Raw genomic sequence first — 21,142 nt, forward strand, 5'->3', positions numbered from 1 at the left:
GCCCATTTGTGACACAACAGCATTAAGAAAAGTTTATCCGGCTTTTCACCATGCCAGCCGGCAAAATCCAGCTATTCCGCAGCCTTCAGAAGCGTCCCCGGCTCATCGCCATCCTCAAGACGCTGCCTGAGCCGCGCCCGCTCGCCGGCAGCCTTTTCGGCGTTGCCTTCCTTGATGTAGCCGAAACCGCGAATGAGAGAAGGCACCGAAGCCAGAGCAACAGCGGCCTCAGCACGCTCGGGCGACAGAAGCGCCTCGATGCGATCCAGATCGCTTTCATACTCGGCAAGCAGCCTGCGCTCCATGCGGCGTTCTTCGGTGCGACCGAAGAAATCCAGAGCGGTTCCGCGCAGGCCCTTCAGGCCCGCAAGCAGGCGGAAAGCGGTCATCATCCACGGACCGAAAGCCGACTTCCTTGGATGCCCCTGCGCATCGTGACGACCGAGGATCGGTGGCGCCAGATGGAATTCCAGATGGTCGTAGCTCTCGAACTCGGCAGCGAGCTGACGCTTGAAAGCGCCATCCGTGTAGAGCCGGGCAACCTCGTACTCATCCTTGATGGCCATGAGCTTGAAGAGGTTGCGGGCGGCAGCCTCCGTCACAGCCGTCGAACCCGGTAACGCCTTTTCCTCGGCGGCGCGCAGACGGGCGATGCGGGCGCGATAGCGTTCCGCATAGGCCGCATTCTGATAGCCGGTGAGGAACGTCGCACGCCGCTCGATGACCTCGTCCAGCGTCTGCGACAGGGGCTGGCGCACATTGCCATTGGACGATTTGGCGACAAGCCGGCGCACATGCTCGGGATCATGCGCGGCGCGGCGGCCCCAGCGGAAGGCCGAGACATTCATGGACACGGCCTGCCCGTTGAGCGCGATGGCCTTCTCGATGGCTTCCGCCGATACGGGTAACCCGCCGTACTGATAGGCCATGCCGAGCATGAACATGTTTGCGCCGACGGAATTGCCAAACAGCACGCTGGCCGTGCGCGTGGCGTCGAAGAAATGCCCCTTCTCCTCGCCTGCCGCAGCGCGAATGGCCTGTTTCAGCCGTTCGATGGGCAGCGAGAAATCAGCGGAGCGGGCGAAATCGCCCGGCATGACTTCCGCCGTGTTGGCCATGAACAGCGTGTGCCCGTGGCGTGCGGACGCCAGAACCTTCTTCGCGCCGGAAACGACGAGATCGCAGCCCAGAACCAGATCGGCCTCACCTGCGGAAACGCGGATGGCGTAAATGTCTTCAGGCGTCGGCGCGATGCGCAGATGCGTGAACACCGCCCCGCCCTTCTGCGCGAGGCCGGCCATATCGATGATGCCAGCGCCCTTGCCTTCCAGATGCGCGGCCATGCCGAGGATTGCGCCGATGGTGACGACGCCGGTGCCGCCGATGCCATCCACCACGGCCGACCAGCCGCGCTCCATCTGGTAAAGCGCAGGCTCCGGCACGCCTTCCAGCGGATCGTTCGCACCGGTGACGCCCTTCGCCTTCTTCAGCTTCGCCCCGTGAACGGTGACGAAGGAGGGGCAGAAGCCGTTGACGCAGGAGAAATCCTTGTTGCAGCTGGACTGGTCGATGCGGCGCTTGCGGCCGAATTCGGTTTCCTGCGGCTGCACCGAAACGCAGTTCGACTTGACGCCGCAATCGCCACAGCCCTCGCAGACGAGTTCATTGATGAACACGCGCTTGTCGGGATCGGGGAACGTGCCGCGCTTGCGACGGCGGCGTTTTTCGGCGGCGCAGGTCTGATCGTAAAGCAGGACCGAAACGCCCTTCACCTCGCGCAGATCGCGCTGCACCTGATCGAGATCGTCGCGGTGGTTGATGGTCGTGCCCTGCGGGAACGCCACCACGCCGGCATATTTTTCCGGCTCATCGCTGACCACGGCGATGCGTTCCACGCCCTCGGCGCGCACCTGATCGGCAATCATGTCGACGGTGAGACCGCCCTCATGCGGCTGGCCGCCGGTCATGGCCACGGCGTCATTGTAAAGGATCTTGTAGGTGATGTTCGCACCGGACGCGATGGCGAAGCGGATCGCCATGGAGCCGGAATGATTGTAGGTGCCGTCACCCAGATTCTGGAAGAAATGCTCGCGTTTCGAGAAGGGCGCCTGACCGATGAACTGCGCGCCCTCCCCGCCCATGGCCGTGAAGCCGATATTGGAGCGGTCCATCCAGGTGGCCATGAAATGGCAGCCAATGCCGCCGCCGGCGATGGAGCCCTCGGGCACATTGGTGGAAGTGTTGTGCGGGCAGCCGGAGCAAAAATAGGGTGCGCGACCGGAGACATCCTTGGTGTCGGCAAGCATCGCCTGAAACTGGCGCAGGCGCGACACATGCGCCGCGATCTCTTCGGACGGGCCGATTACCCGCAAGATGCGCTCGCCGATGGCGATGGCGATCTCGTTGGGATCGAGTGCCGCAGTGGGCGCAAACAGGCGCTCGCCCCTCTCGTTCACCTTGCCGATGATCTCCGGCTGGTTGGCCGTGCCGTACAGGTTTTCGCGCAGCTGCACCTCGATGAGCGAGCGTTTCTCCTCAACGACGATGACCATGTCGAGACCGCGCGCGAAGTCGCGCATATGCTCCACGTCGAACGGCCAGGGACAGGCCACCTTGAAGAGACGGATGCCAAGCTGGTTGGCGCGCGCTTCGTCAATGCCCAGATCATCAAGCGCCTGACGCGTATCGAGATAGCTCTTGCCGAGCGTGACAATGCCGATCTTCGCCCTCGAACCGCCGGAATAGATGATGCGGTTGAGGTTGTTGGCCTGCACGAAGGCGGCGGCGGCAGCGCGCTTGTAATCGTAAAGCCGCGCCTCCTGACCAAGCATGTTGATCTCGTTGCGGATGTTCAGCCCGCCGGGCGGCATGTCGAATTCCGGGCGAACGATGTTCAACCGTTCAAGCGAGACATCCACGGCTGCGGTCGACTCGATGTTGTCCTTCACGCATTTGATCGCCGTCCAGGTGCCGGCGAACCGGGAGAGCGCGTAACCGTAAAGCCCGTAATCGATGAGCTCCTGAACGCCGGCCGGGTTCAGGATGGGGATCATCGCATCCACGAAGGCGAATTCGCTGGCGTTGGCGACGGTGGAGGACTCGGCCGTGTGGTCGTCGCCCATCAGCGCCAGAACGCCGCCATGCCTGGAGGAACCGGCCTGATTGGCGTGGCGGAACACGTCGCCGGACCGGTCGACGCCCGGCCCCTTGCCGTACCAGACGCCGAAAACGCCGTCATATTTGCCCTCGCCCAGAAGCTCGGTCTGCTGCGAACCCCAGCAGGCGGTGGCGGCCAGTTCCTCATTGAGGCCCGGCTGAAAAATCACATTGGACGCTTCAAGCTGCTTCTTGGCCTTCCACAGCTGGAGATCGAGACCGCCAATGGGCGATCCGCGATAGCCGGAAACGAAGCCTGCCGTGTTGAGCCCTGCGCGTCGATCACGCTCGCGCTGCATCAGGAGCATGCGGACAACCGCCTGCGCGCCGGAAACGAAGATGCGTTCCTTGGTCAGATCATACTTGTCGTCGAGCGCAACGTCATGAAGCGTCATGAATTATTTCCTCCTCCGCGGACCACGTGTTGGAAACGTTTCCGCAAGGGTAGTTTTGTATTCGGCCGGCATCCCGTCAAACGAATTTGCCGCTCGGGCCACAATGCGCAACACCGCAGCAAAGCAGCGATTTGAAAGGACATTTTATTAGCCCTGCAACGCGTGCGACGAACGAATCTAACGGCGCCGCACTTACACTTCTCCCGTTCCGTGCGACGAGTGCAACAGCCACATCCATTAATTTAGGTGGGCAGCGCAAAAAGGCGACTTTTCTTGCGCCATTACTTTTGCAGCCGCAACAAAGCTGCTAATCACTCGATACCCGTTTTACGGGCAGGAAGGGCAGGACAGGGAACAACTGCCGCCCAACCAAAGGGGAAATGCAAGAGGGCCCATATGGCAGATCACACCGCGCAACTCGCCGTGCGCGCAAACGGCGGAGGTTTGTGACCCCGTGCGCGCAATCGCTTCTCTCGTCCGCGCCATAAGCGGATTGAACGCCTTTATCGGAAACGTCTTTTCCTGGCTTTCGCTGGCCATCGTTCTGGTCTGCTTCACCGTCGTGGTGCAGCGTTATGTCTTCTCCGTCAGTTTCGTGTGGATGCAGGATCTCTACATCTGGCTGAACGGCGCAATGTTCACGGCGGTGGCCGGCTTTGCGCTGTTGAGAAACGACCATGTCCGCGTCGACATCTTCTACCGGCCCGCCAGCACAAGGCGGAAGGCCGTGGTCGACCTGATCGGCGTGTTCCTGTTCCTGCTGCCTTTCTGCTGGATCGTCGTCTATTACGGCTGGAGCTTTGTCAGCCGGTCATGGCGGCTGGGCGAAGCGTCCGCCAATGTGGGCGGCATGCCGGGGCTTTTCATACTCAAGGGGTTCATCCTTGCTTTCGCGGTGCTTTTGGCGTTGCAGGGCATCGCCATGGCGCTGCGGTCCATTGTCGTCCTCAATGACGCAGAAGACCTCCTGCCCCCGAAACTCCGTTACACCAACGATGAAGAAGAGCAGCCGGAGGCAAGCGTCTGATGGATCCGGTTCTTATTGGCGAGCTCCTTTCGGGGCTCATGTTCTTCGGCATTATCGGCTTTCTGCTCCTGGGCTTCCCCGTGGCTTTCACGCTGGCCGGCGTATCGCTCATGTTCGGCCTTGTCGGCATGTGGTTCGGCGTGTTCGACCCGTCCAATTTCGGCAGTCTGGCCAACCGCTATATCGGCTACATGACCAATGAAGTGCTGGTGGCCGTGCCGCTCTTCATCTTCATGGGCGTGATGCTCGAACGCTCCAAGATCGCCGAGCAATTGCTGCTTACGATGGGCAAGCTGTTCGGCAATCTGCGCGGCGGCCTTGGCATGTCGGTCATCATTGTCGGCGCGCTTCTTGCCGCTTCCACCGGCGTGGTGGGCGCAACGGTCGTCACGATGGGCCTGATTTCGCTGCCGGCCATGCTGCGCGCGAATTACGATCCGAAGCTGGCGACCGGCGTCATCTGCGCGTCGGGCACGCTCGGCCAGATCATCCCGCCATCCACCGTGCTCATCTTCATGGGCGACATGCTTTCGGGCATCAACGCGCAGGTGCAGATGGCCAAGGGCAATTTCGCCCCGGTGCCCGTCTCCGTCGGCGATCTGTTCGCCGGCGCGCTTCTGCCCGGCGTCATGCTGGTGGCGCTCTATCTCGGTTGGACGATCTTCAAGGCCATCTTCGATCCCGCCTCCTGCCCGGCAACGCCGGTGCCGCCTGAAGAGAAGAAAGAGCTGCTTGGCGAAGTCGCGGTGGCGCTCGTGCCGCCGCTGCTTCTGATCATGGCCGTTCTGGGCTCCATTCTGGGCGGCATCGCAACGCCGACAGAAGCAGCCTCCGTGGGCGCGGTGGGCGCAATGGTGCTGGCGGGGCTCCGCTGGCGGCTTTCCTTCGCGGTTCTGCGCGAGACGGCCATCGCCACGGCCTCCATCACCTGCATGGTGTTCATCATCCTGTTCGGCGCGTCGGTGTTCTCCATTGTCTTCCGCCTGATGGGCGGCGACAATCTGGTGCACGAGTTCCTCGCCAACCTGCCGGGCGGCACGCTGGCGGCCGTGGCCGTGGTGATGCTGATCATGTTCCTTCTGGGCTTCATCCTGGATACGTTCGAGATCATCTTCATCGTGATCCCGATCACCGCACCGATCCTGCTGGCTCTCGACGTGGACCCGGTGTGGCTCGGCGTTCTGGTGGGCGTGAACCTGCAGACGAGCTTCCTGACGCCGCCCTTCGGCTTTGCGCTGTTCTATCTGCGCGGCGTCGCACCGCCCAATGTGAAGACATCAATGATCTACAAGGGCGTGCTGCCCTTCGTGGGACTGCAGGTGCTCGCAATCGCGATCATGTTCATGTTCCCGGAGATCGCGACATGGCTGCCAAGGGCGATCTACAATTAAGGCGTCCGGCAACCGGGTGATCTCCTCCGGCTGCCGCATGCAAGGACTGCCGCTCGAGAGGCGACAGTCTGACGGCAACAAAAAAGCCCGGGCCAATGCCCGGGCTTTTTCATTTCAGCCGAAACCGGTCAGATCGAGAAGTACTTCTTGCGCGCCTCGATGAAGGGACCATCCGTGCCTTCGGTGCGGGTGCGCAGGATGTTGAGCGACTCGATGAAGCTCTCGGTCGTCTTCTTGGTGAGCGCATCACCGGAATCGCGCAGCTCGCCCATGATCTCGGCAGCGGCCACCGCACCGGCCTCGATGATATCATCGGGGAACTGACGCACATTCACGCCATGCTCTTCGACGAGCGTCTTCAGCGCGCGCGGATCGTTGGCATAGAAGTCCGAAGCCACCTGGTCGTACTCGGCCTGACAGACGTCACGGACGATTGCCTGAAGGTCGGACGGCAGCTCCTGATACTTCGCCTTGTTGACCACCAGCTCGGTTGCCAGACCCGGCTCCACGAAGCTCGGGAAGTAGTAGTTCTTGGCAACCTGGTAGAAGCCCAGCGCCAGATCGTTGTAGGGACCGACGAACTCGGCGGCGTCCAGCGTGCCGGACTGCAGCGCCTGGAAGATCTCGCCGGCGGCCATGTTGGTGACCGTTGCGCCAAGCTTCTCCCACACGCGGCCACCGAGGCCAGGGGTGCGGAAGCGCAGACCCTTTACGGAATCAAGACCCGTAAGCTCATCGCGGAACCAGCCACCGGCCTGCGTGCCGGTGTCGCCCGACAGGAAGCCCTGAACGCCGAACTGATCGTAAATCTCATCCCAGATTTCCTGACCGCCCATGTAACGCACCCAGGCAGCCATCTCGCGCGAGGTCATGCCATAGGGAACGCCGGTGAAGAAGGAGAGCGCGGGGCTCTTGTTCTGCCAGTAATAGGCCGCGCCGTGGCTCATCTCGGCCGAACCGTCAATGACGGCGTCGAGCGACTGAAGCGGCGGCACGAGTTCACCGGCGGAGTAAACCTGTACGGTCAGGCGACCGTCGGATGCGGCGGTAATGCGGTCGGCGAGACGCTGCGCGCCAACACCCAGTCCCGGAAAATTCTTCGGCCAGGTCGTAACCATGCGCCAGGTCTGGTTGCCCTGCGCAATCGCCGGCGTGGCCAGTGCTGCAGCGCCTGCGCCGGCGCCGGCAAGGCTGGCCTTCCGGAGAAATGAACGACGATCCATGAAATACCTCCCAAGTATTCAAAAAGCGAAAAAAATGGCCGTTAAACGGCCTCTTCTACTGAACAGTGACGCGTGTAAACACAATCATCCCGTTCCGAACTGTTATCAATACACGCAGCCGCGTGGGTGTCTAGCGCGAACGGAATCTGGCCCGATGAAATTTTGTGAGTGCCTCTAGCCAGCGAAAACCGCAGAAAAAGCCGGCTTTCAAAGAAAATACCCCTTTTCGAACCCGGGTGAATCTTCCCCAAACGCCTCAAAACGCCCCCTTACCCCTCATTTTCAACAGGAAAACGTCCACGCACACGCAGGGCGGCCCGCGCAATGTCGACTTTTGGCTCACTTGAAGCCACGCTGCATATGCAACACAAAGCAAACACCCGAGAATCATAAAAAAACGATCCGGGGGGAACACATTGCTGGGAGGAAAGCATGGCGGGGCTCCTTGGCCTTTCGCGCCTCATAGACGCTATTAATCGTTTCATCGGGAAACAGGTTTCCTGGCTCATCCTGTTCGCGGTGCTGGTCTCCGCCTACAACGCCATCGTGCGCTTTCTCGGCGACGGGCTGCCCGCCTATCTGCCGATCCCCCGCGCCTCCAACAGTCTTCTGGAACTTCAGTGGTATCTCTACGGAACCGTGTTCCTGCTGGCGTCCGCCTACACGCTGCAGCGCAATGAACACATCCGCATCGATATCGTCTCGAGCCTGTTTTCCAAGCGCACGCGCGACTGGATAGACCTGTTCTGCCACATCTTCTTTCTGCTGCCCTTCGTCACGCTGATCGTCTGGCTGAGCTGGCCATGGTTTCAGCGCTCCTTCGTGTCGGGCGAGATTTCGGCCAATGCGAGCGGACTGATCATCTGGCCGGCGAAATTCATGGTGCTCGCCGGCTTCGTGCTTCTGACCGCGCAGGCGGTTTCCGAAATCATCAAGCGCTGTGCGGTTCTGAGCGGCATGATCGACGAGCCAAATCCGCAGCATGAACTCCACCCGGCAGCGGAAGCCGCCATCGAGATGGAGGAAAAGCGCGATGATTGATTTTATCGCCCACAACCTCGCGCCCATCATGTTCGTCACCGTCATGGCGATGCTGCTGATCGGCTACCCGGTCGCGTTCACGCTGGCCGCGGGCGGTCTGCTGTTCTTCGTCATCGGTGTCGAGCTCTCGCACATTTCGAGCGAGATCCGCCTCTTCTGGCCGCTCCTGCAATCGCATCCCGAGCGCATTTACGGGATCATGTACAATGACACGCTGCTGGCGATCCCGTTCTTCACCTTCATGGGACTGATCCTCGAACGCTCGCGCATGGCCGAAGACCTGCTCGACACGATCGGCCAGCTCTTCGGGCCGGTGCGCGGCGGGCTTGCCTATGCGGCGGTTCTGGTCGGCGCGCTTCTGGCGGCAACGACCGGCGTGGTCGCCGCATCGGTGATCGCGATGGGGCTGATCTCGCTGCCGATCATGATGCGCTACAATTACAATCGCGGCTTTGCGACCGGCACCATTGCGGCGTCCGGAACACTGGCGCAGATCGTGCCGCCGTCGCTGGTACTGATCGTCATGGCCGATCAGCTCGGCCGTTCGGTCGGCGACATGTATGTGGGCGCGTTACTGCCGGCACTGGTCATCATCGCGGCCTATTGCCTGCTGGTTTTCGCGGTCACCATCTTCAAGCCGGAATGGGCGCCCGCACTGCCGCCGGAGACACGCAAGCTCGGCGGCGGCGTCATGTCTCTCATCCTTCTGATCGCCGCATCCGTGGCGATCTATTTCGCCACCTATCACACCGTCTTCGCCGAAATGCGCGGCGAGGTGCGTCTCGTCTGGGCGGCCACCACGGCGACGATCTTCGCGCTGCTGTTCAGCCTCGCCAATCGCTATCTCAAACTGAACATCCTCTCGCGGCTGGCCGAACAGGTGGTGATCGTGCTGATCCCGCCGCTGGCGCTGATCTTCCTCGTGCTCGGCACCATCTTCCTGGGCATCGCCACGCCGACCGAGGGCGGCGCGATGGGGGCCGCCGGAGCGCTGCTCCTCGCCATCGTCAAAAGAAGGCTCACCTTCACCGTTCTCAAACAGGCTCTCGACGCAACGACGAAGCTCTCGGCATTCGTCATGTTCATCCTGATCGGCGCGCGCGTCTTCGGCCTGACCTTCTACGGCATCAACGGCAATGTCTGGATCGAGGAGCTTCTTCTGGCGCTGCCTGGCGGCGAGATCGGCTTCCTGCTCACCGTCACGGTGATCGTGTTCATTCTCGGCTGCTTCCTCGACTTCTTCGAGATCGCCTTCATCATGGTGCCGCTTCTGGTGCCGGCAGCGGAAACGCTGGGCATCGACCTGATCTGGTTCGGCGTCATCCTCGGCATCAATCTCCAGACATCGTTCCTGACGCCGCCCTTCGGCTTCTCGCTCTTCTATCTGCGCTCCATTGCGCCGATGAAGGAGTGGAAGGACGAGGTGTCCGGGCGGATATTGCCGGCGGTGAAGACGACGGAGATCTACAAGGGGGCGATCCCGTTCATCATCATCCAGTTCCTGATGATCAACCTTGTGATCAGCTTCCCCGGCCTCGTGACCCACTACAAGAAGGAAAGCACGGTCAATCCCAGCGAGGTGGAGATCAACATTCCCTCCTTCGGCAGCGGCAATGATGGCGGACCCGGATTTGGGCTGCCCGGCGGGCTCGGCAGTTCGCCCTTCGGCGCGCCACCCGGCCAGTCCGGCAGCAGCGATGGCGGCGCGCAGAACAACGGGCTGCAATTGCCGGGCCTTGGCGGCCTGCCCCCGATCGGCGCACCCGCCGGTGCGCCGGAAGCCGCGCCGCAGGAGCAGGAGCAGAAGCCGGCGCCCCCGGATCTCAGCCAGCCGCCAAGCTTCGACTGACCGAACCGACAGCCAAAAGAAAACCCCGGAGCGACCGCTCCGGGGTTTTCACTGTCTGCATCCAATCAGAAGGCTAGAGCTTGCCGGCCCGCTGCTGGATCATCATGAAGGTATCGAACGTGTACTCGGAAAGCTGCGCCCACAGATAGGCGTCCTTCTTGAAGGCCTGCTGATTGTCGTAGATCTTCTTGAAGGTCGCGTTCGAGCCGTTGATCTCGCCATAGGTGTCCATCGCGGCGTTGTAGCACGCTTCCAGGATTTCCTGGCTGAACGGCCGCAGCTGCGCGCCATCCGCCACCAGCTGACGCAGGGCTGCCGGGTTCTTGTAATCGTAGCGCGCCATCATGTCGGCATTGGCCGCGCGGCAGGCAGCATCGACAACGGTCTTGTAGGCGTCCGGCAGTTCGTCCCACTTCTGCTTGTTGAACATGGCGTGGAGAACCGGGCCGCCTTCCCACCAGCCGGGATAGTAATAATACTGGGCGACCTTGTTGAAGCCGAGCTTCTGATCGTCATAGGGGCCGACCCACTCCGTCGCGTCGATCGTGCCCTTCTCCAGCGCCGGATAGATGTCGCCGCCGGCGATCTGCTGGGGAACGACACCGAGTTTCTCGATGATCTTGCCGCCCATGCCGCCAATGCGCATCTTGAGGCCCTTGAGGTCCTCGACCGTGTTGATCTCCTTGCGGAACCAGCCGCCCATCTGTGCGCCGGTGTTGCCGCATGGCAGGGCATGGAGACCCTGCTCATTGTAGAACTCGTTCATCAGCGTGTTGCCGTCGCCATAATAGAACCAGGCATTCTGCTGACGGTAATTGAGGCCGAAAGGGATGGCGGTGCCGAGCGCGTATGTCGGGTCCTTGCCCCAGTAATAATAGGAGGCCGTGTGCGCCATCTCGACCGTTCCGGTGGCGGCTGCATCGGCTGCCTGCAGACCGGGCACGATCTCGCCGGCGGCAAAGACCTGAATTTCGAAATTCCCGTCCGTCGCGCCTTTCACGAAATCGGCCATGGTCTCGGCTGCGCCGTAAATCGTGTCGAGCGCCTTGGGAAAAGACGAGGTGCAGCGCCAGGTGATCTTTGGCATTGACTGGGCGATTGCCGGCGTTGCCAGGGCTGAAGCGGCAGCGACACCCGTGCCGGCCATGCCCGCCTTCTTGATGAAGGTTCTGCGGTCCATATGTTTTCCTCCCATTCTGGAACCGTCTGCCGAAGCACGCATGCACTTCGACCCGTTTATGGTTTCGTCGCTCCATATGTTTGCTTTTCTTGAGCGCCGAAAGCCTTGCGCATCAATGCACGCAGGGGTTTTTAAGTCCAGCGCCGAGCCCCCCGTTTACGACCAATGTCGAAGACCCAAGAAAAGCCTCAAACGCCCCCTTTGGAAACGCTTCGGCAATCTCTACATTCGGCTTCAACACACACAGCCGCCAACCTACGGAAATTCAAATGCCCACGCCCCTCATCGCCGTCACGACGGACGCAAAGGATCTTGAGAAATACACCTGGCACGCAACGCCGCAGCCCTATCTTGACGCGGCGATCTCGACCGCCGGCGTGCTGCCGGTTCTCGTGCCCTCGCTCGGCGACAAATACGACCTCGACAGCCTGCTCGAGACGGTCAACGGCGTTCTGGTGACGGGATCGGCATCCAACGTCTATCCGGCGCTCTATGGCGGAGACGCCACGGACGAGAACGGCCCCTACGATCATGCGCGCGATGCGACGACACTGCCGCTCATTCGCCGGGCCATCGAAAAGGGCGTGCCGCTTCTGGCGATCTGCCGCGGCATTCAGGAGCTCAACGTGGCGCTTGGCGGAACGCTGGCCATGGAGGTCCACGAGCGCGACGGCGCGTTCGACCATCGCGGCGACGAGGAAGCCGCCTTCGATGCGCGTTTCGCCATCCGCCAGTCGGTGAAGATCACGCCGGGCGGGTGCCTGGCGGGACTGTTCGACACGTCAGAGATCGCGGTGAACTCGGTGCACCGGCAGGCGGCATCGACTGTCGCGCCGCGCCTTCAGGTGGAAGCCATGGCCGATGACGGAACCGTTGAAGCCGTTTCGGTGAAGGATGCGCCGGGATTTGCGCTCGGCGTGCAATGGCACCCGGAATACTGGGCGCACAATGACAATGCGTCGGCACGAATCTTCAAGGCTTTCGGCGAGGCCGTTCACCGGCACGCAAACGCCCGCATCAGCGCGCGGATTGCGGCGGAATAAGCTCAGTCTTCGCGGTAGAGGCTGAGAAGGGGCGAGCTGGGTCGCAGGGACTCATAAGTCACCCCGTCGCCGGGGAAGAACTCGACCAGCGTTTCACCGGAAGCAGAGAGGAACGCGACCGTGCCATCGGCGCGTTCCTGCCAGACCCGCGCACCGGCAAGGGCGGGCACAAGCTGCGCGCAGGCGCTGTCGAGGGTCAGTTGCGCCTCGCCGGATGTGTCCGCGCGGCGCAGCTTGCACACATCTTCAAAACCGATGCGCATCAGGGTGAATTCGGAGGCGTTCGTCCCTGCCAGCGCATCCTGCGTCAGCGGGGTTTCGGAGCCATCCCTGGCCGAAACCGCATCTGAGAAATAGCCGCCCGAGGCCAAAAGCGTGGCCAGCAATGCACCCGACACAAACAGTTTCATATAGGCGGAACCCCCAACTCAAAGTAGAATCGGAAGTTCCGCTTTCCCGGTTAACAAATCGCTAACGAAGCGCCTTTCAGCGCGTGACGGAAGCCGTTTCCGGCACCGGCGTAATCGGCTGCCCTTTGACGAACCAGGAGACGAGATTATCCACCACCAGATCGGCCATCCCCTGCCGCGTGGCCACCGAGGCAGAGCCGACATGCGGCAGCAGGGATGCGTTCTCCACGGCAAGCAGCGCCTCGGGCACGTTGGGCTCATCCTCAAACACATCAAGCCCGGCAGCGAAGATCGTGCCATCCTCAAGCGCCCTGATGAGAGCTGCCTCATCAACCGTGCTGCCGCGACCGATATTCACGAAAACACCATTGGAGCCCAGCGCCTTCAACACCGCTTCATTGATGGCCTTGCTGGTTTCCTCGCCGCCGGGCGCGACGCAGATCAGCGTATCGACGGCAGAAGCGAGCCCCAGAAGCGTGTCGTGATAGGCATAGGGCACATCATCGACCGCTCGGCGGTTGTGATAGGCAATCGGCAGGCCAAAGGCTGCAAGACGCTGTGCAATGGCGCGGCCGATGCGGCCCATGCCGAAAATGCCGACCGTGCGCCCGCGAAGCGACCCGCGTGAGAATGGGTAAGCGCCCTCGCGCACCCAGCGGCCCTCGCGCAGCCATGCTTCGGCGCGCGGCAACTCGCGCACCGTGTTGAGAAGGAGCCCGACGGCCGTGTCGGCAACTTCGTCAGTCAGCACGTCGGGCGTGTTGGTCACCATCACACCCCTGCGGGCAGCATGCGCGGCATCGACCGCATCATAACCCACGCCAAAATTCGCGATGATCTCAAGATTGGGCAGCGCATCGATAAAGGCGGCGTCCACCACCGTCATTGAAGCAATGCCACGCACTTTCGCGGCCATCTCTTCCGTGACCAGAGTGGCGTCGGCCTGCTCCAGCGTCAGGAGTTCAAATTCTGCATCAATGCGTTCCAGCGCGTGCGGGTGCAATCGCCCCGGCACCAGAATGGCGGTCCCCTGCGTTTCCGACAAATCCACTCTCCCAATAAGATCAACAGTAAAGGCCAGGACGAAACCGGTCAGCGCTCGACCGGTTTCCCCGTCGACTGGCGTATGTGCAGCTCCGGCTTGATCAGCTCCTGAGCAAGGTTCACATCGGCGCCGTTCAGCCGGTCCAGAAGAACCCGCGCAGCGCGGCGGCCGACTTCACGCTGACCGTTCCAGACCGTCGTCAGCGCCGGCGTGGCGATGGCGGCTTCCTCCAGATCGTCATAGCCGGTGACGGAGACATCCACACCCGGCACGAGGCCAGCGCGCGCAATGCCGTTCATCAGGCCGATGGCAACGAGGTCGTTCCAGCAGACGGCAGCCGTCGGCTTGTCCTTGAGCGCGAGGAAAGCACCGGCGATCTCGAAGCCCGCCTGCTTGGTGCGCGGCCCCGGAAAACGCCATTGCGGCTTGATCTCCAGCCCCGCCTTCTGCATGGCGTCGACATAGCCCTGATAACGGTCGCGACCCGTAGAGGTCTGATCCGTGCCACCGATCATGGCGATGCGCGTGTGACCGAGCGAGATCAGATGGTTGGTGGCAAGCCCCGTGCCATAGGCGTCGTCACCCCGGAACACGGGCACGCGCGCGCCCTCTACCGAACGTGCAATGAGCACCGTCGGCAGACCGTTCTCCTCCACAAGACGAATGTCCTGCGGCGGCGTGCCAATGGCCGGTGACATGATCACCCCGTCTGCGCCAAGCTGCAGAAGCGTGTCGATGAAGGTGCGCTGCTTCTCCAACTGGTCGTAATGGTTCGACAGCAGAAAGGTCTGGCGCGACCGGTCCAGCTCGCTTTCGATGGAGCGGAGAATCTCGGCAAAGAACGGGTTCATGATGTCGTGCACCACAACCCCGATAATGCCGGATCGCGAGGTGCGCAGGCTGGCTGCGCGCCTGTTGTAGATGTAACCGATCTCCCGCGCATGCTCCTTGATGCGCTGGCGCGTGGCATCTGCCACCAGCGGGCTGTCGCGAAGCGCGAGAGACACGGTCGCCGTTGAAACACCAAGCGCTTCGGCGATTGTTGAAAGCTTGATCTTCTGCGCCAGTCGACCTCTCCCCTACCCGCAATACCAACCCGCATCTGGTGTCGGACAACGACAGATGCGTCGTATCCAACCCAAAATCAGGTCGTGACAGATTAAGCCACCTTAAACTGTTTAAGGTTGCTTATGCCATGGCTGGGGAAAAGGTCAATCTAGTTACGCATTCTGCGTAGAAAGCTTGATCAAGCCGATCCTCGGGCGTCGCTGGAAACGCCGAAGATCCTAACTACGCATCGACCTCCGCATCTTCGTCCTCGTCAATCATGTCGTGGCTTTCGCCATTCAGATTGGCTTCGATTTTCAAGAGGAGCGTGGCGAGGGCCTTTTGATCTTTTTTATCGAACCCCTTCAGTGCGAGCTTCTCGGTTTTGCGAACCGATTTTTCGATTGCCTTGATGGCCTGCTCGCCCTGTTCGGTCAGAAAAATATGGGCACGTCGTCCGTCTTCGTCCGATAATCGCTTTTCCAAAAACCCCTGATTGGCAAGTCGATTGATTGTTTTCGTAATGGTTGGCGGCCTGACGCCTAACAGTCCGGCAAGCTGACTTGGCGCTTGCCCGTTTTCAATGGATAAGGCTAACATGATCTTGTCCTGGCCGGCATAGAAGCCGTGTGCCAGAAGCCGCTCGGCCAGAGCGGTACGTGAAAGCCTGGCGGCCGACTGCAACAACCCTATCGTCGCGCCCCTTACAGCTTTGGCCATATATTTAGTCCCCTTTAGACATCCTCGAGAATGAGTTAGAACGCCCCTGCGGTCAAAATAGCCGTAACGAAGCTCAATGCAACCTAAGATTGACCAGTTTCATACCAATGGGGATGGTCTACTTTTGGCTAAGCATACAACGTTATCTCGTCTTGAGGCAGTCGGTATTAAGCAATGACCACACAAGAAGTTCCCTCCGCTCAAGGCAAAAAGATTTCCATTTTGCCTCTGGGCGCAACAGAGCAGCATGGCCCGCACCTGCCGCCCGAAACCGACTGGATCATCGCCCAAGCCATTGCTTCAAAAGCAAAAAGCGCCTGCCCCGCAAATCTCGACATCACGTGTCTTCCGGTTGAGAAGATAGGCTATTCTATCGAACACTCGGACTCGCCGAAAACGCGCAGCCTTTCTTTCGATGAAGCCGTTGAACGCTGGGTCGGCATCGGTGAAGCGCAGAACAAAGCCGGCGCAAAAAAACTGGTCCTTTTGAACGCTCACGGCGGAAACTCACCGCTTTTGACCATCGTGGCGACGGAATTGCGCGTTCGATTCGGCATGCTGGCGGTCGCCACGAGCTGGACGCGCTTCGGCTATCCGCAGGATCTGGTCTCCGATGAGGAGCGCGCGCTGGGCATTCATGGCGGCTTCATCGAAACATCGGTCATGCTGGCGCTGCGACCGGATCTCGTCGACATGGAGAAGGCCGCCGACTTTCAGTCCGCGCAGGCCGCTTTCCGCCGCGACTTCAAGCATCTGCGCGCCTACGGGCCACACGCTTTCGGCTGGATGATGCGCGATCTCTCGCCGGAGGGCGTGACCGGCAATGCAGCGGCTTCCAGCGCAGAAGCGGGCGAACGCATCATCGACAACGCAGTCACAGGCTTCGTCGAGCTGCTTGTCGATGTCGACCGGTTTGACCTGTCCCATTTCGAAGACTGACCGTGCAATCGGCAAAACGCCGTCTTATATAGTCGAGAAACCTTTCAAGTTATGCGAGAAACCATGTCCGACGCGCAGACCGAGACGCTCAGCGAAACCACCCCGAACCAGATCCCGGTCACGGTGCTGACCGGCTATCTCGGATCCGGCAAGACGACACTTCTGAACCGCATCCTCACCGAAGACCACGGCAAGCGTTATGCGGTGATCGTCAACGAGTTTGGCGAGATCGGCATCGACAATGATCTGATCGTGGAATCCGACGAGGAAATCTACGAGATGAACAATGGCTGCGTGTGCTGCACGGTGCGCGGCGACCTGGTGCGCGTGGTCGAAGGGCTGACCCGGCGTCCGGGCCGGTTCGACGCCATCGTGGTCGAGACCACGGGCCTGGCCGACCCCGCCCCCGTGGCGCAGACCTTTTTCATGGATGACGATGTGCGCGCCAAGACGCGGCTGGATGCGGTGGTCGCACTGGTCGACGCCAAGCACCTGCCGCTGCGCCTGAAGGATTCCAACGAGGCCGAAGACCAGATCGCGTTCGCCGATGTCGTGATCGTCAACAAGACCGATCTCGTGACCCCGGAAGAACTGGCAGCGGTCGAGGCAACGATCCGCGCGATCAACCCGATGGCCCGCATTCACCGCGCCGAACGCGCCGGCGTTTCGCTGACCGAGGTTCTGGACCGTGGCGCGTTCGATCTGAAGCGCGTGCTCGACAATGATCCGCACTTCCTCGATCACGACGATCCGGACCATGTGTGCGGCCCCGACTGCGACCACGATCATCATCATCATCATGACCACGGGCATGATCACGACCATGGGCATGGGCACCACGATCATGCGCATGACCATGGCGCTGCCTCGCCGATCCACGATGCGGGTGTGAAATCACTGTCGCTGCGCGGTGGCGAGATGGACCCGAAAAAGTTCTTCCCGTGGATCGAGAAGACCACCCAGATGGACGGGCCGAGCATTCTGCGCCTCAAGGGCATCATCGCGTTCCCGGACGATCCGGACCGGTTCGTGGTGCAGGGCGTACACATGATCATCGAGGGCGATCACCAGCGCCCCTGGCGCGACGACGAAAAGCGTGAGACGCGGCTCGTCTTCATTGGCCGCGACCTCGACACCGAGCGTCTGCAGCGCACGTTCGAGGCCTGTCAGGCATAACGCCTGACAGAGCCATCCGCGCCACACCCCACGAACTCCCACAGACCGGCCTCGCCCAGGACCAGCCCACATGCCCACAGTCGCCCCGCTCGACCTCGAAAGCCATTGCATTGCCACTGCCTGGCTGAACGACATTCCGCATTTCGCGCTGGCCGATGGCGTGGTGCATCGTCTCGACAATGGCCACAAATGGACAGAGGTTCATGACGGGCTGCTGGCCGCCTGCCCCGACGTCGATCATGCACGCCTTATCACCGGCGGCGAGGATGGGCGGGTCGCAGCACTCGCGGCTGACGGCACGGTGGAAACGCTGGCCGAGATCGGCCGCAAATGGGTGACCAGCGTTGCAGCCGGTCCGCAGGGCACGGTCGGCTTTGCGGTCGGGCGCAACGCCTATGTGCGCTTTGCCGATGGAAAACAGCGCGAATTCCAGCACCCGCGCTCGGTGGAAGGCATCGCCTTCGCGCCGAAGGGAATGCGGCTTGCGGTTGCCCGCTACAATGGCGCGACGTTGCATTTTCCGGCTACCGACGGCAAGCCGACAGAGCTGGAATGGGCGGGGGCGCACACCGGCATCACCTTCTCCCCGGACGGCAAGTTCCTTGTCACCACCATGCAGGAAAACGCCCTGCACGGCTGGAAACTCGCGGATGGCAAGCACATGCGCATGGCCGGCTATCCGGGCAAGGTGAAGAGCTTTTCCTGGAGCGCGAAGGGCAAGTGGCTCGCCACTTCCGGCGCCCCGGCAGCCATTGTCTGGCCCTTCCAGGCAAAGGACGGCCCGATGGGCAAGGCGCCACTTGAGCTGGGAACACGCGGCGACACGATGGTGACGCAGGTTTGCTGCCATCCGACCGAGGAAATCGTCGCCATCGGCTATGCCGACGGCATGATCCTCGCCGGGCGCTTCGCCGACCAGAAGGAGGTGCTTCTGCGCCGGCAGGGCAAGGGCGCGATCACCGCCATGGCCTGGGACGATGATGGCCGCCGCCTTGCCTTTGGCTCCGAGACCGGTGAAAGCGGCGTGGTGGATATCGCGGGTTGAATTTCACGCCCTGTGCCTCAGTCTTTGCTTGCAGCGCGCACTGCGTCCTGTAGCTTCCTCACCTGACTGGAAGCATGGGGGAGCGAGCGGTGGATAGCAGGCGCACAGTGCAGGAGATGCCTGCCCGGCTTGAACTCACCCCCGCGACCTATCGCCATCTTCTGAAAACGGCGCATCGCCACGCATCGCACCAGATTGAAGCGGAAGACCTGCTGCATGAAACGCTGATCGCAGCGCTGAATGCCGGCAACCGGCCATGCGTGGAGAACCGCGCCTGGCTTCAGGGCGTCATGCGCAACGTGGCGGCGACGAAACGTCGGTCCGCCTATCGCCGGACAAGGCGTGAGAACGCTGCAAGCCTTTTCGAGCCTGCAGACGACGGGGATGTCCCGAGCGCGTTTCTCGCCGGCCTGCCAAGGGGCCAGAGAATTGTTGCGCTCCTCGCGCTCGGCGGTCATACGCGCAGTGAAATCCGGCACCTTCTGCGCATTTCCGATGCGAGCCTGCGTCAGCGCATTGCCGGCCTTCGCAAGCGTTGGCGCGATGCCCCGCCCGATGCAGCTCCCCTTCCCGGAAAGTTGCTGGCGGGCACGCTCGCCTTCGGCACGATCCGGCAGAACCTTCTTCCGCTGACCGGTCGCAATTCTGCATTCCTTGCAAGCCACGATCCGGACGGGCACCTCTTTGCGGTAAGTTTTTCTAACCCCAAAGCTCACAAACCTGGCTCCTGCGGCAATCAAGAAGCAGAACCAACATTGTAACATCAGGAGACACACATGCTTTCCAACGTCCGCATCGGCACCATCTGCTACTACGTCAACGACATTGACCGCACGGAAGCGTTCTACCGCGACGTGGCCGGGCTGAATGTCCAGAGGATGGAAGGGGACGAGGAGACGGGCGACTGGCTGCTGGCCAGCACCGAGAACAATATCGAACTCATCTTCTTCAAGATGGAATCCCGCCCCGGAAACACGCCCATTGTGGTGTTCGACCTCCCAGAAGGTGGCATCGACAATGTCGTGGAAGGCCTTGCCGAGAAAGGCGCGACCATTGTGACGCCCGTCAGCCATGCTCCCGGCGGCTGGTCTGCCGAATTCGCAGATCCGGACGGGCATGTCCTGTCCGTTTATCAGTCGGAAGAGCGCCCGCGCAGAAGCGCGTAACCATCACCGCACCAGAACCGCTCGCAGATCGTTGACATTCGTGCCGGTTGGCCCCGGCGCGAACAGATCGCCCAGAGCATCAAACGCGCCCCAGGCGTCATGCGCGGCAAGAAGCGCCTTCGGGTCGTGGCCGGCAGAGCGCAGCCGCGCGACGGTGCCGTGATCGGCAAAGGCGCCGGCATTCTCCTCAGACCCGTCGATGCCATCCGTATCGGCGGCGAAAGCCGAGATGCCGGAAATACCCTCGATGCCAAGCGCAAGCGCCAGAAGGAATTCGGTGTTGCGCCCGCCGCGCCCGCCGCTTCGGCGCAGCGTCACCGTGGTTTCGCCGCCCGAAAGCAGCACGACCGGCTTTCTGAAAGGCCGGTCGCGCAACGCAACCTCGCGGGCAATCGCCGCATGAACGCGGCCCACCTCACGCGCTTCGCCCTCAATCGCATCCGACAGGATGACGGCAGGCACGCCCTGCGCTTCGGCGGCGGCGGAAGCCGCTTCCAGCGAACGCGCGGCCGAGGCGATGACATGGACCTCATGACCTGCAAAACGCGGATCATCCGGCTTTGGTGCGTCTGCCGCCGGTGATGCGAGATGCTGCATCACCGCCTCGGGCAGCTGCATGCCATAGGTCTCGATCACGGCAAGCGCGTCCGCGCGGCTGGCCATGTCGGGCACGGTCGGACCGGATGAAACAAGCGCCGGGTCATCGCCGGGAATATCCGAAACGATCAGCGAGACGACGCGCGCGGGATGGGCCGCGGCGGCCAGCCTGCCGCCCTTGATTGCGGAGATGTGCTTGCGCACCGTGTTCATGGCCGAGATCGGCGCGCCGGACGCCAGAAGCGCCTCGTTGACGGCAATCTCATCGGCGAGCGTAAGGGAACCTGCGGGGGCGGGCAGCAGCGCCGATCCGCCGCCGCAGACGAGCGCGATCACCAGATCATCCGGGCCGAGCCCGCTCACGCTCTCCATGAGACGCTTTGCGCCGGAAAGGCCGGCCTCATCCGGCACCGGGTGCGCCGCCTCCAGTACCTCGATCATGCGGGTCGGCGCGCCATAGCCGTAGCGGGTGACGACCACGCCTTCCAGAGGCCCCTCCCAGGCATCTTCCAGCGCCGCCGCCATCTGGGCCGCTCCCTTGCCGGCCCCGACCACGATTGTGCGGCCCCGGGCCTTTTCCGGCAGGAATGCGCGAATGGTCTTGGCCGGGTCGGCGGCGGCGACGGCAGCGTCGAACAGTCTTGTGAAAAACGCCTTCGGATCGATGCTGCCGGTCACATGCGCCCCCCTGG

The 21,142-nt window shown here is 61.8% G+C and carries 18 protein-coding genes; 10 read left to right on the forward strand and 8 right to left on the reverse strand.

The genetic code is table 11. The features are described 5' to 3' along the window. Positions 1-71 precede the first annotated feature (71 nt). Positions 72-3,551: an indolepyruvate ferredoxin oxidoreductase family protein gene (locus ACRTG1_RS09350; protein WP_432516138.1), complete on the reverse strand. Its 3,480-nt coding sequence runs from the start codon at positions 3,549-3,551 to the stop codon at positions 72-74. A 454-nt stretch (positions 3,552-4,005) separates the two neighbouring features. On the opposite strand from ACRTG1_RS09350, the gene ACRTG1_RS09355 reads away from it, so the two are divergent. Further along, on the forward strand, positions 4,006-4,578 hold the full coding sequence (locus ACRTG1_RS09355) for a TRAP transporter small permease subunit (RefSeq protein ID WP_432516139.1): 573 nt from the start codon (positions 4,006-4,008) through the stop codon (positions 4,576-4,578). Further along, positions 4,578-5,969, forward strand: a complete 1,392-nt coding sequence (locus ACRTG1_RS09360; RefSeq protein ID WP_113152979.1) for a TRAP transporter large permease — start codon at positions 4,578-4,580, stop codon at positions 5,967-5,969. The genes ACRTG1_RS09355 and ACRTG1_RS09360 overlap by 1 nt, the downstream gene beginning before the upstream one ends. Before the next feature lie 128 nt (positions 5,970-6,097). On the opposite strand, the gene ACRTG1_RS09365 is transcribed toward ACRTG1_RS09360, so the two are convergent. Next, positions 6,098-7,192, reverse strand: a complete 1,095-nt coding sequence (locus ACRTG1_RS09365) for a TRAP transporter substrate-binding protein (RefSeq protein ID WP_206547835.1) — start codon at positions 7,190-7,192, stop codon at positions 6,098-6,100. A gap of 432 nt (positions 7,193-7,624) precedes the next feature. Between ACRTG1_RS09365 and ACRTG1_RS09370 the strand changes: the two genes are divergently transcribed. Further along, on the forward strand, positions 7,625-8,233 hold the full coding sequence (locus tag ACRTG1_RS09370) for a TRAP transporter small permease subunit (RefSeq protein ID WP_206547836.1): 609 nt from the start codon (positions 7,625-7,627) through the stop codon (positions 8,231-8,233). Then, positions 8,226-10,082, forward strand: coding sequence for a TRAP transporter large permease (locus ACRTG1_RS09375; RefSeq protein ID WP_432516140.1), 1,857 nt, complete (start codon positions 8,226-8,228; stop codon positions 10,080-10,082). The genes ACRTG1_RS09370 and ACRTG1_RS09375 overlap by 8 nt, the downstream gene beginning before the upstream one ends. 73 nt (positions 10,083-10,155) lie before the next feature. Here the strand turns inward: ACRTG1_RS09375 and ACRTG1_RS09380 are convergent, their stop codons facing one another. After that, positions 10,156-11,262, reverse strand: coding sequence for a TRAP transporter substrate-binding protein (locus ACRTG1_RS09380; RefSeq protein WP_206544218.1), 1,107 nt, complete (start codon positions 11,260-11,262; stop codon positions 10,156-10,158). A gap of 269 nt (positions 11,263-11,531) precedes the next feature. Here ACRTG1_RS09380 and ACRTG1_RS09385 point away from each other — a divergent pair, with 269 nt between their 5' ends. Then, the gene (locus ACRTG1_RS09385; RefSeq protein WP_113152984.1) at positions 11,532-12,305 is read left to right on the forward strand and encodes a gamma-glutamyl-gamma-aminobutyrate hydrolase family protein; all 774 of its coding nucleotides are present in this window, start codon (positions 11,532-11,534) and stop codon (positions 12,303-12,305) included. A gap of 2 nt (positions 12,306-12,307) precedes the next feature. On the opposite strand, the gene ACRTG1_RS09390 is transcribed toward ACRTG1_RS09385, so the two are convergent. From ACRTG1_RS09390 to ACRTG1_RS09405, 4 genes are all read right to left on the reverse strand, one after another. After that, complete coding sequence (locus ACRTG1_RS09390) at positions 12,308-12,715, reverse strand: hypothetical protein (RefSeq protein WP_432516141.1); 408 nt, start codon at positions 12,713-12,715, stop codon at positions 12,308-12,310. 76 nt (positions 12,716-12,791) lie between these two features. After that, on the reverse strand, positions 12,792-13,760 hold the full coding sequence (locus tag ACRTG1_RS09395) for a 2-hydroxyacid dehydrogenase (protein WP_432516142.1): 969 nt from the start codon (positions 13,758-13,760) through the stop codon (positions 12,792-12,794). Positions 13,761-13,807: 47 nt separating this feature from the next. Next, complete coding sequence (locus ACRTG1_RS09400; RefSeq protein ID WP_113152987.1) at positions 13,808-14,827, reverse strand: LacI family DNA-binding transcriptional regulator; 1,020 nt, start codon at positions 14,825-14,827, stop codon at positions 13,808-13,810. Between the two features lie 223 nt (positions 14,828-15,050). Next, a complete protein-coding gene (locus tag ACRTG1_RS09405; RefSeq protein ID WP_113152988.1) occupies positions 15,051-15,527 on the reverse strand; it encodes a MarR family winged helix-turn-helix transcriptional regulator in 477 nt (158 codons plus the stop codon). Between the two features lie 174 nt (positions 15,528-15,701). Between ACRTG1_RS09405 and ACRTG1_RS09410 the strand changes: the two genes are divergently transcribed. The 5 genes from ACRTG1_RS09410 (at position 15,702) to ACRTG1_RS09430 (ending at position 19,853) form a co-directional block, all read left to right on the forward strand. After that, a complete protein-coding gene (locus ACRTG1_RS09410; RefSeq protein ID WP_206547840.1) occupies positions 15,702-16,466 on the forward strand; it encodes a creatininase family protein in 765 nt (254 codons plus the stop codon). Positions 16,467-16,529: 63 nt separating this feature from the next. Continuing rightward, on the forward strand, positions 16,530-17,642 hold the full coding sequence (locus tag ACRTG1_RS09415; protein ID WP_432516143.1) for a CobW family GTP-binding protein: 1,113 nt from the start codon (positions 16,530-16,532) through the stop codon (positions 17,640-17,642). A gap of 70 nt (positions 17,643-17,712) precedes the next feature. After that, the gene (locus ACRTG1_RS09420) at positions 17,713-18,687 is read left to right on the forward strand and encodes a WD40 repeat domain-containing protein (RefSeq protein WP_432516144.1); all 975 of its coding nucleotides are present in this window, start codon (positions 17,713-17,715) and stop codon (positions 18,685-18,687) included. An 89-nt stretch (positions 18,688-18,776) separates the two neighbouring features. Further along, positions 18,777-19,448: an RNA polymerase sigma factor gene (locus ACRTG1_RS09425; RefSeq protein ID WP_432516145.1), complete on the forward strand. Its 672-nt coding sequence runs from the start codon at positions 18,777-18,779 to the stop codon at positions 19,446-19,448. Positions 19,449-19,463: 15 nt separating this feature from the next. Then, complete coding sequence (locus tag ACRTG1_RS09430) at positions 19,464-19,853, forward strand: VOC family protein (RefSeq protein WP_432516146.1); 390 nt, start codon at positions 19,464-19,466, stop codon at positions 19,851-19,853. A 3-nt stretch (positions 19,854-19,856) separates the two neighbouring features. Here ACRTG1_RS09430 and ACRTG1_RS09435 read toward each other — a convergent pair whose 3' ends face one another. Further along, positions 19,857-21,128 (reverse strand): glycerate kinase type-2 family protein, encoded by a 1,272-nt coding sequence (locus ACRTG1_RS09435; protein WP_432516147.1) that lies wholly within the window; start codon positions 21,126-21,128, stop codon positions 19,857-19,859. Positions 21,129-21,142 lie beyond the last annotated feature (14 nt).

Origin of the sequence: Nitratireductor sp. PBL-C9 (genome assembly GCF_050877045.1) — a bacterium.
GTDB classification, from domain to species: domain Bacteria; phylum Pseudomonadota; class Alphaproteobacteria; order Rhizobiales; family Rhizobiaceae; genus Nitratireductor; species Nitratireductor aquimarinus.

What these genes read in the sequence shown, in the direction of transcription:
- ACRTG1_RS09380 (WP_206544218.1), bottom strand. Translation starts at nt 11,262, where the DNA reads ATGGACCGCAGAACCTTCATCAAGAAGGCGGGCATGGCCGGCACGGGT.
- ACRTG1_RS09370 (WP_206547836.1), top strand. Translation starts at nt 7,625, where the DNA reads ATGGCGGGGCTCCTTGGCCTTTCGCGCCTCATAGACGCTATTAATCGT.
- ACRTG1_RS09365 (WP_206547835.1), bottom strand. Translation starts at nt 7,192, where the DNA reads ATGGATCGTCGTTCATTTCTCCGGAAGGCCAGCCTTGCCGGCGCCGGC.
- ACRTG1_RS09430 (WP_432516146.1), top strand. Translation starts at nt 19,464, where the DNA reads ATGCTTTCCAACGTCCGCATCGGCACCATCTGCTACTACGTCAACGAC.
- ACRTG1_RS09385 (WP_113152984.1), top strand. Translation starts at nt 11,532, where the DNA reads ATGCCCACGCCCCTCATCGCCGTCACGACGGACGCAAAGGATCTTGAG.
- ACRTG1_RS09405 (WP_113152988.1), bottom strand. Translation starts at nt 15,527, where the DNA reads ATGGCCAAAGCTGTAAGGGGCGCGACGATAGGGTTGTTGCAGTCGGCC.
- ACRTG1_RS09420 (WP_432516144.1), top strand. Translation starts at nt 17,713, where the DNA reads ATGCCCACAGTCGCCCCGCTCGACCTCGAAAGCCATTGCATTGCCACT.
- ACRTG1_RS09350 (WP_432516138.1), bottom strand. Translation starts at nt 3,551, where the DNA reads ATGACGCTTCATGACGTTGCGCTCGACGACAAGTATGATCTGACCAAG.
- ACRTG1_RS09415 (WP_432516143.1), top strand. Translation starts at nt 16,530, where the DNA reads ATGTCCGACGCGCAGACCGAGACGCTCAGCGAAACCACCCCGAACCAG.
- ACRTG1_RS09360 (WP_113152979.1), top strand. Translation starts at nt 4,578, where the DNA reads ATGGATCCGGTTCTTATTGGCGAGCTCCTTTCGGGGCTCATGTTCTTC.
- ACRTG1_RS09390 (WP_432516141.1), bottom strand. Translation starts at nt 12,715, where the DNA reads ATGAAACTGTTTGTGTCGGGTGCATTGCTGGCCACGCTTTTGGCCTCG.
- ACRTG1_RS09375 (WP_432516140.1), top strand. Translation starts at nt 8,226, where the DNA reads ATGATTGATTTTATCGCCCACAACCTCGCGCCCATCATGTTCGTCACC.
- ACRTG1_RS09410 (WP_206547840.1), top strand. Translation starts at nt 15,702, where the DNA reads ATGACCACACAAGAAGTTCCCTCCGCTCAAGGCAAAAAGATTTCCATT.